Origin of the sequence: Shewanella scandinavica, assembly GCF_031932065.1 — a bacterium.
Taxonomy (GTDB): Bacteria; Pseudomonadota; Gammaproteobacteria; order Enterobacterales; family Shewanellaceae; genus Shewanella; species Shewanella baltica.
Genome location: NZ_JAUOES010000034.1, coordinates 1 through 16,702, shown reverse-complemented (window position 1 = coordinate 16,702; position 16,702 = coordinate 1). Strand labels below are relative to the sequence as shown.

The 16,702-nt window shown below is 47.7% G+C and carries 11 protein-coding genes; 6 read left to right on the top strand and 5 right to left on the bottom strand.

Features of this window, described 5'->3' with window-relative positions:
* Positions 1-321: 321 nt before the first annotated feature.
* Positions 322-1,209 carry a prohibitin family protein gene (locus Q4Q50_RS20330; protein WP_063884205.1) on the top strand — a complete coding sequence of 296 codons (888 nt, stop codon included), beginning with the start codon at positions 322-324 and terminating at the stop codon, positions 1,207-1,209.
* A gap of 115 nt (positions 1,210-1,324) precedes the next feature.
* Here the strand turns inward: Q4Q50_RS20330 and Q4Q50_RS20325 are convergent, their stop codons facing one another.
* On the bottom strand, positions 1,325-2,827 hold the full coding sequence (locus tag Q4Q50_RS20325) for a permease (protein ID WP_311900861.1): 1,503 nt from the start codon (positions 2,825-2,827) through the stop codon (positions 1,325-1,327).
* Positions 2,828-2,829: 2 nt separating this feature from the next.
* Positions 2,830-3,345 (bottom strand): Zn(2+)-responsive transcriptional regulator, encoded by a 516-nt coding sequence (gene zntR, locus Q4Q50_RS20320; RefSeq protein WP_012588694.1) that lies wholly within the window; start codon positions 3,343-3,345, stop codon positions 2,830-2,832.
* Between the two features lie 352 nt (positions 3,346-3,697).
* Between zntR and purH the strand changes: the two genes are divergently transcribed.
* The 4 genes from purH (at position 3,698) to Q4Q50_RS20300 (ending at position 10,584) form a co-directional block, all read left to right on the top strand.
* A complete protein-coding gene (purH, locus tag Q4Q50_RS20315; RefSeq protein WP_311900860.1) occupies positions 3,698-5,329 on the top strand; it encodes a bifunctional phosphoribosylaminoimidazolecarboxamide formyltransferase/IMP cyclohydrolase in 1,632 nt (543 codons plus the stop codon).
* Between the two features lie 130 nt (positions 5,330-5,459).
* Entirely contained in the window at positions 5,460-6,758 is a 1,299-nt protein-coding gene (gene purD / locus Q4Q50_RS20310) for a phosphoribosylamine--glycine ligase (RefSeq protein ID WP_311900859.1), read from the top strand.
* A 177-nt stretch (positions 6,759-6,935) separates the two neighbouring features.
* Positions 6,936-10,169 (top strand): ImpA family metalloprotease, encoded by a 3,234-nt coding sequence (locus Q4Q50_RS20305; protein ID WP_311900858.1) that lies wholly within the window; start codon positions 6,936-6,938, stop codon positions 10,167-10,169.
* A 187-nt stretch (positions 10,170-10,356) separates the two neighbouring features.
* Entirely contained in the window at positions 10,357-10,584 is a 228-nt protein-coding gene (locus Q4Q50_RS20300) for a hypothetical protein (RefSeq protein WP_259580093.1), read from the top strand.
* 18 nt (positions 10,585-10,602) lie between these two features.
* Here the strand turns inward: Q4Q50_RS20300 and Q4Q50_RS20295 are convergent, their stop codons facing one another.
* From Q4Q50_RS20295 to hemE, 3 genes are all read right to left on the bottom strand, one after another.
* On the bottom strand, positions 10,603-11,406 hold the full coding sequence (locus Q4Q50_RS20295) for an SDR family oxidoreductase (RefSeq protein ID WP_006079907.1): 804 nt from the start codon (positions 11,404-11,406) through the stop codon (positions 10,603-10,605).
* Between the two features lie 75 nt (positions 11,407-11,481).
* Positions 11,482-14,061, bottom strand: coding sequence for a putative bifunctional diguanylate cyclase/phosphodiesterase (locus tag Q4Q50_RS20290; protein WP_311900855.1), 2,580 nt, complete (start codon positions 14,059-14,061; stop codon positions 11,482-11,484).
* Positions 14,062-14,477: 416 nt separating this feature from the next.
* Positions 14,478-15,542, bottom strand: coding sequence for a uroporphyrinogen decarboxylase (hemE, locus tag Q4Q50_RS20285; RefSeq protein ID WP_063884476.1), 1,065 nt, complete (start codon positions 15,540-15,542; stop codon positions 14,478-14,480).
* Between the two features lie 457 nt (positions 15,543-15,999).
* On the opposite strand from hemE, the gene rsd reads away from it, so the two are divergent.
* Positions 16,000-16,479, top strand: coding sequence for a sigma D regulator (gene rsd / locus Q4Q50_RS20280; protein WP_106648308.1), 480 nt, complete (start codon positions 16,000-16,002; stop codon positions 16,477-16,479).
* Positions 16,480-16,702 lie beyond the last annotated feature (223 nt).

Genomic DNA, 16,702 nt, shown 5'->3' with positions numbered 1-16,702 from the left:
GGATGTAATCCTCTCACTACAAAGCGTTAGCATTCGAGTCCATTTGCCTATGCTTGCTGTACATCATGTAAAAAGATAAGCACATGAAAGCAATGGAAGAATTTTAATTTCGGGACTCTAGCCTTGGTGATAATAATTCGCAATAAGATTTACACTGTAAGGATGGTTTATGGTATTCAAATCACAAATAGGCAACACTTCTACCTTGTCATTGCCAGTTGTTAACCATTAAGATACATTTCGCGTTAATAGTATTGTCCCAAGATAAACAATCCGATTCACCCTCAAGCTCATTACTATGACATCAGCAAAGGAAGCTAAATGATTAAAAATGAATTCAATCTGCCGAGCTCAATTGGCCTCAGCAAAATTATCCCCATTGTTATTCTATTAATCCTCTTTATTTCCTTATTTGGCAGTTGGTATACAGTTGACCAAGGTGAACGTGGCGTACTGCTGCGCAACGGTAAAGTTATCGGTACCGCAGAACCTGGGCTTGGTTTTAAAATCCCACTGATAGACACTGTGGTGAAGATTTCGACCCAAACACACACCACCAGTTATACCTCGCTGCAAGCCTATAGCCGCGATCAACAACCTGCGACACTTAACGCATCGGTGACATTTAGCGTCCCGCCAGACCGCGTCGAAGAAGTGTATGCGAACTTCAAGAGTATCGATGCCATGGTCACGCGTTTGCTCGACAGACAAGTGCCGACTCAGGTCGAAAACATCTTCGGTAAATACACTGCGATTTCTGTGGTACAAGAGCGGATCAAGTTCGGTATCGATGTGACCAGCGCGATCACTAACTCGATCAAAGGTCCGGTGGAAATCAACTCAGTGCAGATTGAGAATATCGACTTTTCCAACGCCTATGAAAAATCCGTCGAAGACAGAATGCGCGCCGAAGTCGAAGTGCAAACTCAACTGCAGAATCTAGAGAAAGAACGCGTCAGCGCGCAAATTGCCGTCACCCAAGCGCAAGCACAGGCAGACTCGCAATTGGCCCGCGCCAAGGCTGAAGCCGAAAGTATTCGTATCAAAGGTGATGCAGAAGCCTCTGCAATTAAGAGCCGCGCCGAAGCGCTAGCACAGAATCAAAACTTAGTTGAATTAACTAAAGCGGAAAAGTGGGACGGTAAACTACCGACAACCATGCTACCGACAGGCACTCTGCCCTTTATCGATGTGAAAAAAGGCAACTAAGCTTGGGTTTAGCTCGAGCAAAAGCATAAATCGACAATAAAAAATCCCAGTGTTAGCCCTAACACTGGGATTTTTCGTTATTCGCTCGATAATTACTGAGCGGAATATGAGCCGATTAAGAGCAGCAATCGTTGCGGCGGATCCAGCTTCTTGGGATCTTCTCAAACACCACTTTCGCCATCAGCAACGCCAGCACTATGCCAGAGGTTGCCACTAACCACTGAGGTAACATTTGGTGCTGCTCACCAATCTGTGGCATCACCACAAAGCCAAAGCTATCCACCAGATAATTGACCAATATGCCCGCGACTAAGGCCACGCCGATCACGCCGCCCAAGTATCCCCACAACGCACGTTTGCCTAACTCTTTAGCCACCACACCTAAGGTTGCGATATTAGTCGCAGGGCCCGCCATCATAAACACTAAAACGGCACCCGGTGACACACCCGCCAGCAATAATCCGGCAGCAATCGGTGTCGATGCCGTCGCGCAGATGTACATAGGCACAGAGACCAACACCATCACTAACATGGCTAAGATACCGTCGCCCCATTGCGCCAAAAAGTCTGCTGGGACATAGGTTTGCACCAGCGCGGCGAAGAATAAGCCCACCAGCAGCCACAAGGTAGTGTCACGCACTAAATCCGTTGCCGCATATTTAAGACCAATACCAACACGGCTTAAGACGGATTGCGACTTTAACTCAGTCGCCATATCTTGAGTCGAGGCGCAGCAGCTATCCGCTTCACCTTGGGTTTGAGAACCATGGCCGTGAGCACTATGATCATGTGTTCCAGACCCGGCTTTATTTGAAGTACCGCAACAGGCGCCCTTTTTCACCACAAGGATTTTTTCAGGGGTAGCAGGTACGGATTCAGCTGTTTTACTGGCGCAGCATGAGGCTGTTTTCTCAGCTTTTATCACACCGACGTTCGCAACACTGCCGCCATGAACCGTCATTAAGCTAGACGTTGCAGCCACAGGCGTCATTTTGATCGCACTCTTAGGCTCAGTCTTCTGCTCAGTATGACTTTCATTGCCGCAGCAGGATGCAGCCGCTTTAATAGGCGCTAAAGTTGGCTCTTTAGTTGATGAGCAACAGCTTTTAACCGGTTCGGCTTTAACAGCTTGAGACTGAGTCGCAGATTTCGACGCACAGCAAGCCGCCACGGGTGCGTCGCTAGCTGACTTGAACTCTGATTTAACCGCAGGCTTGCCATCGTCGTCATCGCGGCCAACGAGTAAGCCAGCCACAATCGCACTGGTAATCGCTGCAATCGGTCTGACGATCGCCATAAAGGGGCCGAGTAACACGTAGGAAACGGCGATTGAATCGACGCCCGTTTCTGGCGTCGACACTAAAAAAGAGGTGGTTGCCGCTTTCGAGGCACCTGAACGGCGCAGCCCTACCGCCGCAGGAATCACGCCACAAGAACACAAAGGTAATGGTGCACCGAGCAGCGCCGCCTTCACCACAGTTTTAAAACCGTGACCGCCGAGCTGCTTTTGCATCCACACCATTGGTACGAATACTTTTAATAGCCCAGCCAGGATCAGGCCCAATAACAACCAAGGCGCCGAGTCTAAAAACAGATCAATAAAATTCTTCAGTAACATAATTAATTCCCTGACTCATCATGGATTGTTTTGCCGTGAGTATGCTGGTGCGACTCATTATGATGTGCTTTGTGCTGATTTCCATCATGAGAATGATGCTCAACGCGTACCCGCTCAGTACTGGATTCCAACGCCTCTAAAATCGAGCAATGTTCGGCGCTACGCGGCCCGCCACAACAGGCATCGGACAGACTCTGCAAACTGGTTTGAAAATGATTCAGCTCGGCGATTTTGGCCTGTACTTGGGCCAATTTAATATCGACCATACCCTTCACATCGGCGCAGACGCGATTAGATTTATCAAGCTCAATTGAAAGCAATTCACTGATTTCATTAAGGGTAAAACCCACGGCCTTCGCCCGTAAGATAAAACGCAGTCGCGCGGCATCGGCCTCGGTATACACTCGATAGCCAGACTCGGTACGGCTCGACGGCGCGAGCAGACCGTGCTTCTCGTAGAATCTCAACGTGTCGGCTTTCACCTCACACAAATCCGCCAGTTCACCAATACGATACATGTCTTCATCCTTTGCGAAATCGCGCCCAACTCAGGGGGAGTTTCCAGCATACAACTCAATAATGCGAGTATAAACCTTGGAGCCTACTCCAAGGTCAAGGGGTAATTCATACTTTACATAAAGTCGGCCGAGTCACGTCACTTTGTTCTGATATGAATATTGTGAAATCACGCAGAAAAAACACCCGTAAATGCAGTTTTACGTTAGAATACGCGCGCCGTGATGAAGGGATAAAAAGTTAGCTAATAAAGTAAAAATAGGACCAAGGGACTTTTGGAAAGCGGTGCAGCGCTAAGGCTGTTCTGTTTTCCGAAAGATCCTTGAAACTAAAATAACTGGACCCTGTACCCAAATGACTGCTGCAAATAATGCCAGACCCATTCGTCGCGCGCTGTTAAGCGTTTCAGATAAAACCGGAATTCTCGAGTTCGCCAAAGCACTTCACGCCCAAGGTGTGGAACTGTTATCAACTGGCGGCACCGCTCGCCTGTTAGCGGATAACGGCGTGCCTGTTATCGAAGTATCTGATTACACAGGACACCCTGAGATCATGGACGGTCGTGTTAAGACGCTGCACCCTAAAGTGCACGGCGGCATTTTGGCGCGCCGCGGTCTTGATGAAAGCGTTATGGCCGACAACAATATCAATGCCATCGATCTGGTTGCGGTTAACCTTTATCCTTTCGCTGAAACCGTAGCTAAAGCCGGTTGTACCTTAGAGGACGCTATCGAAAATATCGATATTGGCGGCCCAACTATGGTGCGCGCAGCGGCAAAAAACCACAAAGACGTCACCATAGTCGTTAATGCCGTCGATTACTCACGCGTACTCGCAGAAATGACGGCTAACAATGGCAGCACGACCCATGCGACGCGTTTCGACTTAGCGATTGCAGCCTTTGAGCACACTGCGGGTTACGATGGCATGATCGCCAACTACTTCGGCACTATGGTTCCAATGCATAGGGTTCCTGCGCATAGCACGGACGAATGTTTTGCTGACTCCCTATCCGTTGAGAGCTCTAAGTTCCCACGCACGTTCAATACCCAATTAGTGAAGAAGCAAGACTTACGCTATGGCGAAAACAGCCATCAAGCGGCGGCTTTCTATGTCGACACGAAAATTGATGAAGCCTCTGTGGCGACGGCGATTCAGTTGCAAGGCAAAGCGTTGTCTTACAACAACATTGCCGATACCGATGCCGCCCTTGAGTGCGTAAAAGAATTCAACGAACCCGCCTGCGTTATCGTTAAACACGCTAACCCATGTGGTGTGGCCTTAGGTAAAGACTTGCTCGATGCCTATAACCGCGCTTATCAAACTGACCCAACCTCAGCCTTCGGTGGCATTATCGCCTTCAACGGCGAGTTAGATGCTGCGACGGCGAGTGCTATCGTTGAGCGCCAATTCGTTGAAGTGATTATCGCCCCAAGCGTCAGCCAAGCGGCGCGCGATGTGGTTGCGAAAAAGACCAACGTGCGTTTATTGGAATGTGGTCAGTGGAACACTAAAACCCAAACCTTAGACTACAAACGCGTTAACGGCGGCTTGTTAGTACAAGATCGCGACCAAGGCATGGTCGGCTTAGAATACATCAAAGTGGTTTCTAAACGTCAACCTACCGCAAGCGAACTGAAAGACTTAATGTTCTGCTGGAAAGTGGCGAAATTCGTTAAATCTAACGCCATCGTTTATGCCAAAGACGGCATGACTATCGGTGTCGGCGCAGGCCAAATGAGCCGCGTTTACAGCGCTAAAATTGCTGGCATCAAGGCCGCCGATGAAAGCTTAGAAGTAGTGAACTCTGTGATGGCATCCGATGCTTTCTTCCCCTTCCGTGACGGTATCGATGCCGCAGCGGCTGCGGGCATTAGCTGCATCATCCAACCGGGTGGCTCAATGCGCGATGCAGAAATCATCGCCGCAGCAGACGAGCACGGCATGGCCATGGTGATGACGGGCATGCGCCACTTCCGTCACTAATCGCCACTAAGCAGCCAGCACTCAATCAGTACTGGCTGCTTTTTTGTTTTACCACTCTTTGTTTTACCGCACTCTGGTTTCGACCACAGTGTGCCTACACAGAACATAAAACTCTAAGGGATGACTTAACATGAAAGTATTAGTTATTGGTGGCGGCGGTCGCGAACATGCCCTAGCGTGGAAAGCTGCACAATCGGCTCAAGTTGAAACTGTCTATGTTGCGCCAGGCAATGCGGGCACAGCCCTAGAACCTAATGTTGAAAATCTGGCGATCAGCGCCACCGACATTCCTGCTCTGCTTGATTTTGCGAAAACCCATAAAATTGAACTGACCATAGTCGGCCCAGAAGCGCCATTAGTGATGGGCGTGGTTGATGCATTCAATGCCGCAGGTTTACCGATTTTTGGCCCAACTAAGGCGGCAGCTCAGCTCGAAGGTTCAAAAGCCTTCACTAAGGACTTTTTAGCCCGCCACAATATTCCAACAGCGGGTTACAAAAACTGCACTGAAATCAGCGATGCTAAAGCCTTCGTGCGTGAATTAACGGCCACCACTGGTTACCCAGTGGTCATCAAAGCCGACGGTTTAGCGGCAGGTAAAGGCGTGATTATCGCCCAAGACCAAGCTGAAGCCGATGCTGCGATTGATGACATGCTCGCTGGTAACAAGTTTGGCGATGCGGGTTCACGCGTGGTCATTGAAGAATTCCTTAAAGGCGAAGAAGCTAGCTTCATCGTAATGGTCGATGGCAAAAACATTCTGCCAATGGCGACCAGCCAAGATCATAAAGCCCGCGATAACGGCGACTATGGTCCAAACACGGGCGGCATGGGCGCTTACTCGCCAGCACCTGTGGTGACTCAAGCGGTACACGATTGGACTGTGGCAAACGTGATTCGCCCAACGGTTGATGGCATGGCGGCAGAAGGCAATATCTACACAGGCTTTTTGTATGCTGGCTTGATGATATCACCCGATGGCAGCGCCAAAGTGCTTGAATACAACTGTCGCTTTGGCGATCCAGAAACTCAGCCAATTATGTTGCGGTTAAAGTCAGACTTAGTGGAACTGTGTTTAGCGGCCACCCGTGGCGAGTTAGATAAAGTGACAGCAGAATACGACGAGCGCGCAGCCGTGGGCGTAGTATTAGCCGCTGGCGGTTACCCAGATGAGTATCGCAAATTTGATGTGATTGACGGTCTCAGCCTTGGTGATAACGACGGTAAAGTCTTCCATGCTGGCACTGAGATGAAAGACGGCCACGTAGTCACCAACGGCGGTCGCATACTCTGCGCCACTGCACTGGGTAACACAGTGACCGAAGCGCAAAAAGCCGCCTATAAATTGGTTGATGAAATCCACTGGGATGATGTGTATTTCCGTACCGATATTGGTTACCGTGCTATTGCACGTGAGCAGCAAGACTAATTGCTAGGCGCGTTAAAAAACCGGCCAGAAGCCGGTTTTTTTGTGCCTGAATTTTGACGAGCGTCAAATATAACATCATGATTTTCAATAAAATTATATAATTAATTCTATTGAAAATTGGAGCAACGAGATACAATGTCAACCAAATGTTAAATACCTAAATATAAAGGACTCCCCATGAGGATTAGACTGCTGTGCGCCTCCATCGCCATACTGCTTAGCGGATGCGGTGGCGGCTCAGAAGATGCTGGCACGACCACACCACCGACTCAGCCGCCAGTCCAACCTCCCGCGCCGGTGCAATACATTGCTAGTAGTGTGTCCGCAAATGGCGGAGCCTTAGATCCAAGCAGTCAAAAAGTGGAGTCGGGTAAAAGCGCTATTTTTAGCATTACTGCCGATATTGGCTTTGCACTCGAAGGCATTACTGGCTGTGGTGGCACGCTCAATGCGCTAACTTACACCACTGCGTCCATGACGGCGGATTGCACTGTCACGCCGACATTTATTGCTAACGCCGAAAATGCCATTAAGCATCAAGACCACAGGCTTGCCAGTGCGAGTGAGTTAATTGATTTCAGCATCGCCAAACTCGCTAGTATCGACATCAAACGTAAAGCCCAGATAAATCAGCTATATCAAGGTGTCGGTAGCAGCATCTCTTGGCACCCGACTCACGACTCAATTACCTTTTCGAGCTTTATGCCAGAGAACACTTTTACTGTTTTGCCATCGAATGTCGATGGCAGTGGTGCAAGCGCGGTTCGCGGGTTAGTGATGGCGGGCGAGCAACAGGGGCAAAGATATGCGGCCATGGGAGGAAATCTCTTTTCCGTCAACACTTCAGCTCAAACCGATACTTTGCTGAAAAATCTTTTAGGCTGGCTGACCAAAGGCGCCGATAAAACCAACGGCCTCAGTATAGTGACCACGCAAATGCCGAGCAAAGCCGACAGTTGGTACTTTCCCCATAACGAAGGTATTCGCACTTGGCTTGCAAACAACTACCCCGCAGCCCATAGCATTAATGCGGCAAACACTTGTGACTACAGTGAGTTAAGCAACTGTATCGACACACTCAAGCCCGATGTGATAGTGATTAGTGACATAGACCGTCAGTCCCTCGGTTTTGCAGGCATTAAAGCTGCTATCGCTAAGGCCAAAGCGGCGGGCATTCCCTTGCTGCTCTCAAACTACTGGCGCAATCAAAGCCCAATGCTATCGCCGCTTTATCTTGAAATGGGGCTTTCAACCTCAGGTAATTATTGGTCAAAGCTCAATGCCAACGACCTCAGTGTGACTGATGTTTTGGCTGAAGATACTGCCCTGACTAAGGTAAATAATTTGCTCGGCAAGCTCAATGAAGCAAGCTTCGATACCTCAGTGCTTAACGACTGCACCGGCAATTATCTCAGCTGCAATGCTGCCGCCTTTGTTGACTCGTTCAAAGCGGGCGCAGATTGGTATCGCAGCAATGCCGAAACCTTAGATAACAACGCAATTGATGTGTTTACCAAGGCAGACTTCCCCTTGATGAAGGCCGGACTGTTGCTCGCCGATAAGTATCGCAGCGAGATTGATTACCCTATAGCCTACAGCGAGCACGCACAATGGCAGCAAGCCCTGTTTGCCGATTGGACCGTCAGCTATGCCCGCGTCCATAACTTAGCCCAGCCTGATTTGGGTGAATATGTCACCGACAGAGCTAACCTCAGCAAGGGCAGCAATGCGCACTACGCTTATCCTGCGACTGTCACTGAACGTAAAACCATTAGCGTGCCCTATGCAGGCCAATGGACGACTACAGGCTGGTATGCACTGCCGGGGCAAACCATTAAACTCACTCGTCTTGATAGCAGCGCTGCAAATGTGGAGATCAAACTCAACTACCACAGACGTAACACTAACCGCGCCTATGAGCAGAAAGTCTATCGCGGCCCCTTGGAGCTGGCGCAGCAACGCCTGCGCTTAGCGCAAGGGAAAAGTATTGAGTTTTCCTCCCCCTACGGCGGGCCGATTTATCTATACATCAATGGTGATGCTTCGAGTGTTGATGGCGCGTTAAGTGTTGATGTCAACGCTGAGCATGTCGCTAAACATCCGACCATTATGGATTTCTCCAATCCAGCTGAAATCGCGGCCTTTAACGAACGCATTCAAAATACCGAATTACCCCATGTGGACTTGCGCACCGATGGTGCAGAGCAGCATCTGCGTCGCGACCGCTTCTTAAACGCCATCGGTACCGATGTGCCCGATGTAACTGCGCTACTTAACAGCATTGTCGATGACCACATCAACAGCGTTTACACCTTAGCTGGCCTTAAAATTCAAGGTAAGAGTTTAACTGAATCCTTACCCGCCGATGTGCTCGCCGCCTGTAAAGGACTGTTTGGCAATGACTGTATAGACAATAATCTGCATACCCGCACTATTATTCAACACGCTAACTATGATCAAAATGCCCAGTGCGGCGCCGGTTGTAGCGGAAACCCATGGGATGCGGCATGGAATATCGCCCCAACGGGTTGGGGCGATAACCATGAGTTAGGCCACAATCTGCAAACTAACCGCCTCAATGTGCAATATGCCACAGCGGCTAATAGTGACAACTGGACAGGCTATGGTAGCCGCGCCGGAGAAAACTCCAATAACATCTTCCCCTATGTGGTGAAGTGGAAAACCCATTATCTGCGCGATAATAATACCGATACGGTTACTGATGGCCACATGAACCATAAAGATCTCTTCTATGTGTTTATGTCCGATGCTGCGAGCACAACAGATACCCGCGGTAAGCGCGTGGTGTTTGGCGCTAACTGTAAAGTGCTCGATGCAGGTGAAGACAGATACACAGCGCCTTGGGCCAGCAATGCATATGCTGTGCATAACGGCTATCGCATGTCGTTTTATATCCAAATGGCACTAAAGGCCCACGGCATGATGTTGAGCGATGGCACCATGCTGAACAATGGCTTTAATCTCTTTACCTTGCTGTATCAACACAGTCGTATTTTTGGCAAATATGCCAATAACGCCAGTGATTGGGAAGCGAACCGCAGCAAACTGGGCTTTGACCAATTTCCGTTTGACGGCAATAGTGTCTACGGCGGCAAAACCGTGAAAGATATTCCCGGCAACGACTTTATGTTGGTGTCTTTGAGTCAGCTCACAGGCAAAGATTGGCGTAATCATTTTGATATGCTGGGTCTGCGCTACTCAAGCCTTGCAGCAGCGCAAACAGTCGCTAATGCGACCTCGGGTACTATGCCCATGGGCATGTATGAGCTAGAAACCGACTTGCCGCCAGCGAACATGAACCAAGGTTTAACCTTTGTGCCATTGTCACTCGCTGATGGCACTACACAGTGGAAAGGCGTGGGTTCGCCAACCCAGTGCACTAAACCATAAGTGCACTAAACCATAAGTGCACTAAGCCTTAATCGCGCTAAGATACTAACGCAACTGATAAACCTCGCTCTGGCGGGGTTTATTTTTACCTGAAAAATGTGACCTAAAGCACATACCTAGGCTCAGATGACGTGCACCATTTAACTTCTTATATTTTTAACAATCATGAAATTAATGAGGTAAATATATGGGTTATTCGATAAAAGATCTTATTTATCAAGGTGAAAAATCAGGCGTGCATAACTGGCAAACCCTAGAAGGAGCCAGCTTTTACTGGCATCCAGATTGGTTTCATATTGCAGAGGATATGACGGGCCATATGGCCACGGCAACTATCGAAAAGCAAGGGGAAAAAGCAACGCAAAGCGAGGCTGAACAGTCAATCATTAAGCATCTCAATAAGAGTGGTAAATAGCTTGTAGTGGCAAAGATTTTAATGCCCGGAGGCGATCGCCCTGCGGGCAATTTTGTCGATTAAACCTGGCGCGATCAGCTTAAGCCAGCGCCCCAAACGACCGCGAAGTGAAGTGATAAGTTGTCGGCCTCGAGTCGCAATCACAGGTAACATCATATTGGCGCATTGCTCGGCCGTCAGTATCTTAGCTTCTTGCATCGGTGACTTGCCTAAAGGATTACCCGCACCATCAAGGGCGCGTTTGTGAATTTGTGACACCACAAAATCAGGGCAAATTACCGTCACCGCCACATTATCGTCCGCGAGCTCAATCCGCAATGAATCGAAAAAACCAATCACGGCATGTTTAGATGCAGCATAACCGCTACGAGTGGGTACGCCTGTTAATCCAGCGACTGACGCCACTACGACCACTTGGCCCTTACTGGCCTTTAAATGGGGTAAAGCGGCATGGGTCAAATACGCAGGCCCAAGATAATTCACCCGCATAATGTCTTCAAGTACAGACAGTTGAGTAAGCTCATCGAACCGTGACCACATGGTCATGCCGGCATTATTAATTAAAATATCGAGATGTCCGTAATGCGCGACCGTGGCTTCAATCAAGGCTTCGCACTGTTCAGCACGAGAAACATCGGCAGCAAATACAAAGGGAGGTAAACCATAATTAGCGATTTCTAAGGCGAGTGAAGCGAGACGTGTTTCATTGCGTGCACTGATCACCAGTTGGCAGCCCATTCGCGCCATTGCCACAGCAAGTGCCCGACCAATACCTTCTGAAGCACCCGTGATGATCACGACCTTGCCAGTGAGTCCATCCATAGTCATTCCTTTGTTATCGCTATGTTAATTACATCTTTAGCTAAATTGGCATAATCACGCTAAAAGCGCAATCCTTCACGCGCGTTGTGCAAGCCTCATCTCATATTGTTCACGATAATTAGCTAAAGGTTGTGGGCGTCCTATTGCATAACCTTGCGCGTAGTTAATCCCGATGCTCAACAATCTGTCGATAATATCTTGATTTTCAACAAACTCGGCTACGGTCTCGATCCCCATGACGCGACATACGTCCTGAATCGATTTAACGATGGCGTAATCTTTGGCGTTCACGGCAAGATTCTTAATAAAACAGCCATCGATTTTGACATAATCGACAGGTAATTCACGCAGATAGCCGTAAGAGGCGAAACCACTACCAAAATCATCCAAGGCAAACGAGAAACCGAGCTTACGTAACTGCTTCAACATTTCCATACCACGATTGCGATTTTGGATCGCGGTGGTTTCAGTAATTTCAAAGCAAATACATTGACTTGGAATATCAAAAATATGCTGCTGCTGGGCGATATATTCCACCATACCTTCGGCGCCTAAACTATTGCCCGAAAGGTTGATCGAAATACAGTGATCAGGCCAAAGCACCGGGTGCAAAGATAACCATAAAAAGGCTTTGCGGATCACTTCTTTATCTATGTCCGGCATCAGCTTAAAGCGCTCAGCCGCGGCAATAAACTGCGCAGGCGCCAAAATACGGCCACAGGGTTCTTGAATTCGCAGCAGGATTTCCATGCGTTGTCGCTGCGGACCACTGCCTAACCCACGGATCGGTTGGTAATACAGAATTAGCTCGTTTTCTTCAATCGCCTGCGCGATACGTACCGCCCACTTAGGCGCATTTCTCTGGTAAGTGAGCTCTTTATCTTTATCATCGTAAAAATGAACTTGATTGGCGCCCTTAGCTTTAGCGGCAATGCAGGCAATATCCGCGTCTTTCAATAATTCTTGTGCATCAATATAGGGCGCACGACCAAAGGCGACACCTATGCTGAGGCCGACTTTATAGTTACAGTTTTTGTCATTCAGCACTTGCAGCGAGACTTGTGCGATCATTTGTTTGAGTAATTGCGCCACAGATAAAGCACTGCGATTACAAATCACTAAACCGAACTCATCGCCACCAAGGCGCGCCAACAGCTCCTGTGGCCCAAGACAAGCCTGCATAGCCTTAGCCACCATAGCGAGCATACGATCGCCTGCAGTATGGCCACAGCTGTCGTTAATCAACTTGAATTGCTCCAAATCGAGATAACAAACGGCGATGGTTTTAGCTGAGGCGGCAAATTGAGGAAGCTGTTCATCAAACGCCTGACGATTTAGCAGCCCAGTAATGCTGTCGAAATTGGCTCTTTTTTGGAGTTGGCGCTTAAGTAACTCTTCTTGAGTGATATCCCGCAATACCACGACAGTACCAACAATTTCTTTATCGTGATTGCGCAGATTGCTGATACTGCGCTCCATAATCCGAGGCGAAGCAGTTAATAGCTTGATTTTCTCGACCTGTGGTGATGATTCGCCAAGACGAATACAAGTGAAGACCGCCTGATTCAACTGATCGCCAGCCTTTAACAGGCTCGCGAGGCTCTGATCTAGGGCATAACAACTGGCGACATCCAGAAGCGACTCGGCCCGCGGATTCATATAAATCACTTTGGCATCGACGTCGGTTAAAATCACCGCTTCTGCAATGGATTCTAAGGTGATTTTCGCGCGCTCTTTCTGCTGATAAATTCTGGCCAGTAAGCTATTAACGCGGCTGGCAAGCACTTCTAATTCCTCATTACCCTCACTGGTGACAGGTTGATAGACACTGGACATAGGATCGACCAGCGCCAATTGCCGCATCAAGTTTTTAAAGGGTTTGAGTAAACCAGAGCGCAGCCAAATATAGCCAAGGCCAACAATAAACACGCCAAATAGAATAAATCCGAGCGATACCCAATCGAGCTTAAATTTCACCTCTTGGAACGGGCCCTCGGAGAACTGCACTTGCAGGTAAACAGGTTTGTCTTTTAACAGGCTGGGTATTTCAATGGTGTCACTATGAACGTCCTCAACACTTGCCGTGACAGCGTTAGAATGACTCATAGTCACTTTAGTCACCAATAAGGCCTGCGCATATTCCAGCAAGTCATTATTGGTCAACTGGCGCACTAGCAGCACAGACTCATTAGGCGCAGAAGCCGCGGCGGTGATGACATAAGTCTGCTCACCAATCAAATAAGCGCCTGCCACACTGGGTTTATTAGCATTGATGATAGCGCTGGCGATTTCATGCAACTTATCAGAGGCAAAAGGATGTGAATTGGGGAAAAAAGTGTGCAGCTCGCCTTGGCGTAAAATATACCAACTGAGGTTGGCCGACATAGAACTGTCGTGCCACGAGGATTCTAGTTTCTTAAGTTGCTCTTCATCTAACTGCGACAAAGGTAAAGCGTAGATATTCGTGAGAAAGGTTAAGCGATCGACATCAATTTGAAACTGCTGCTGGATATTAGCAAGCTCACGGTTAGCACTGTCTTGGCGCAATAGCTCGACGCGATGGTCGTACCAACACCCAAGACAATAGGAGACAATTACTACCGCGGGGAGACAAAATCCCGCAATAAATACCATTATTTTCTTGCCAATGTGCATCTCTTACCACGGCTTGTTATGACTAAATTGATTGACGGCCTTGCATAATCCTTCACTGCGCCATGCAACATATCTCATTTGCGAATAGTATTAAACATCGCTTAGCTTTAGTCGTTGCTAAAGTAGACATTTTCATGCAATCAAATCAATTTTATACCTTTGATTTAAAAATAAAATTTATAAAATAAACGATTATGAATTTTACTTTTTATCAAGATAATTCACACATAATCAGAATGTGAATACAGGGTGCTTAAGTCGTTATCTAAATGTAAGACTCATTAAGCTCGCAGACGATAGAAACCACCACATACGCTCATCCATAAAGATACCTTCGCCAGAAGCTCCAACGCTTTCAAACCCAAATGTCAGAAATAAAACAGGCCCGCAAGCGGGCCTGTTTCGCAAACCAAAAATTACTTATGGTATTGCTTTGATTGCGCATGAACCGCCTTGATAAAGGCGCCAGCATGCTCTGGATCGACATGCTGATGAATGCCATGACCTAAGTTAAATACATGACCAGTACCCTCACCATAACCCGCTAGGATATGGCCCACTTCTTCTTCAATACGTGGAATAGGTGCATATAACATTGAAGGGTCCATGTTGCCTTGCAATGCAACTTTATGGCCTACACGGCGACGGGCATCGGCAATGTCTACCGTCCAATCCAAACCTAACGCATCACAGCCAGTTTCTGCCATCGCTTCTAACCACAAACCACCACCTTTAGTGAACAGCGTCACTGGCACTTTGCGGCCATCGGCAAAACGTGTCAGACCATCGACAATCTTCTGCATATAACGCAAAGAAAACTCACGGTAAGCAGAGTGCGATAACGCGCCGCCCCATGAGTCAAAAATCATTAGTGATTGTGCACCATTAGCCACTTGGGCATTCAGGTATAAGATCACTGAATCGGCTAATTTATCTAACAGCATGTGTAATGCCATTGGCTCAGCGTAAGCCATCTTCTTAATTTTTTCGAAAGTTTTGCTCGAGCCGCCTTCAACCATATAAGTTGCTAGGGTCCAAGGTGAACCAGAAAAGCCAATTAACGGCACTGCGCCATTCAGTTCACGGCGAATAGTGCTAACGGCTTTCATCACATAACCCAGCTCATCTTCTGGATCTGGAATTGAGAGCTTTTTGATCGCATCGATAGTGTCTGTAGGGCGCTCGAAACGTGGGCCTTCACCCGCCTCAAAATACAAACCTAATCCCATAGCATCGGGCACTGTTAAAATATCGGAAAACAAAATCGCCGCATCGAGATCATAACGACGTAAAGGTTGCAGCGTGACTTCACAGGCAAGCTCGTGGTTTTTACACAAAGACATAAAGTCACCCGCTTGTGCGCGCGTAGCTTTATATTCAGGAAGATAACGGCCAGCTTGACGCATCATCCACACAGGGGTCACATCGACAGGCTCTTTTAGTAGGGCGCGTAAATAACGATCATTCTTTAATTCTGCCATTGGGCTTGGTTCCTAGTCTTATTGAGATCCGCTGGGTCGGTAGTTTAGCATTTACGCGAATAATGTAACCTTTATGTGCAAATATATGTGAGCTATTCCCCATCGTCGGCGTCGATTTGACCATATAAATTGGAAATTGTTATCCAGATAACATACTGCTGATTTATTCGTAACGAAGTCACACTCAGACAGAAAAAAGTTGCGCCGGTTCCCTGCCTTTGGTATAAAAAGCCTGCGCTAGCAAGAACAATCAAGAAGCTCGTCGCATCGAGCCTGCTATAAACTTTACTCGCCCAACGATAGGTTTCTATCGTTGGGCTTTTTATTTGCATTTTTCGATACGAAACAGCTGGTTTGTCCATTTCGTAATTCTCGCAAATTCGCATGAAAAGAGTTGATCGATTAGCGACTTGTCCCTACATTAGAGTTATGTGCTGGCACTTAAATGGAATGCATCATGCTGAGAGAACTTGAAAAAGCGGAACAGAAGTGGGGCGGCTCAAATAAGCTTATTGATCAATGGCTAAAAAATCGTCGCAAACTGTTAGTGCATTACTGCCAAATTGCTGGGCTTCCTCCTTACAGTAAATCAGAAAAATCACTTCCCTCGTTCGAACATGTTAAATCTTTCTGTGACTTATTAGTGGACTATGTCTCTGAAGGCCATTTCGAAGTCTACGATAGAGTCGTTAATGCCTGTAGTGAATATGGTGAATCAAGCAAAACACTCGCGCAACAAGTATTGCCAAAAATAACGCCAACCACGAATGCGGCATTAGACTTCAACGATAAATATGCGGAAACTCAAGACGATCTCGTATTGTATCAACTCGATAAAGATTTATCTGAACTTGCCCATAACATGGAAACTCGCTTCGAACTCGAAGATGAACTACTCGAAGTACTCCACCGTAAGCATTCAGAACACACCCAGTAAGCCTCAATCAATTTAAGCGCACTTTGTTGTGTTCGGTGCGCTTATCTTGACCAATCCAACGACTATCGAAATATATGGGCTCACTAACAAGTAATGGCTCATTAGAAACGTCGGTTAAAACCTATCTCTAGAAACTGCAACTAAATATGAAATGCTCTTTATACCATTCCGCATTAAAGTTCAGTCACCTTTGCCCATTCCCGAGAGCACATTTTTACCACGC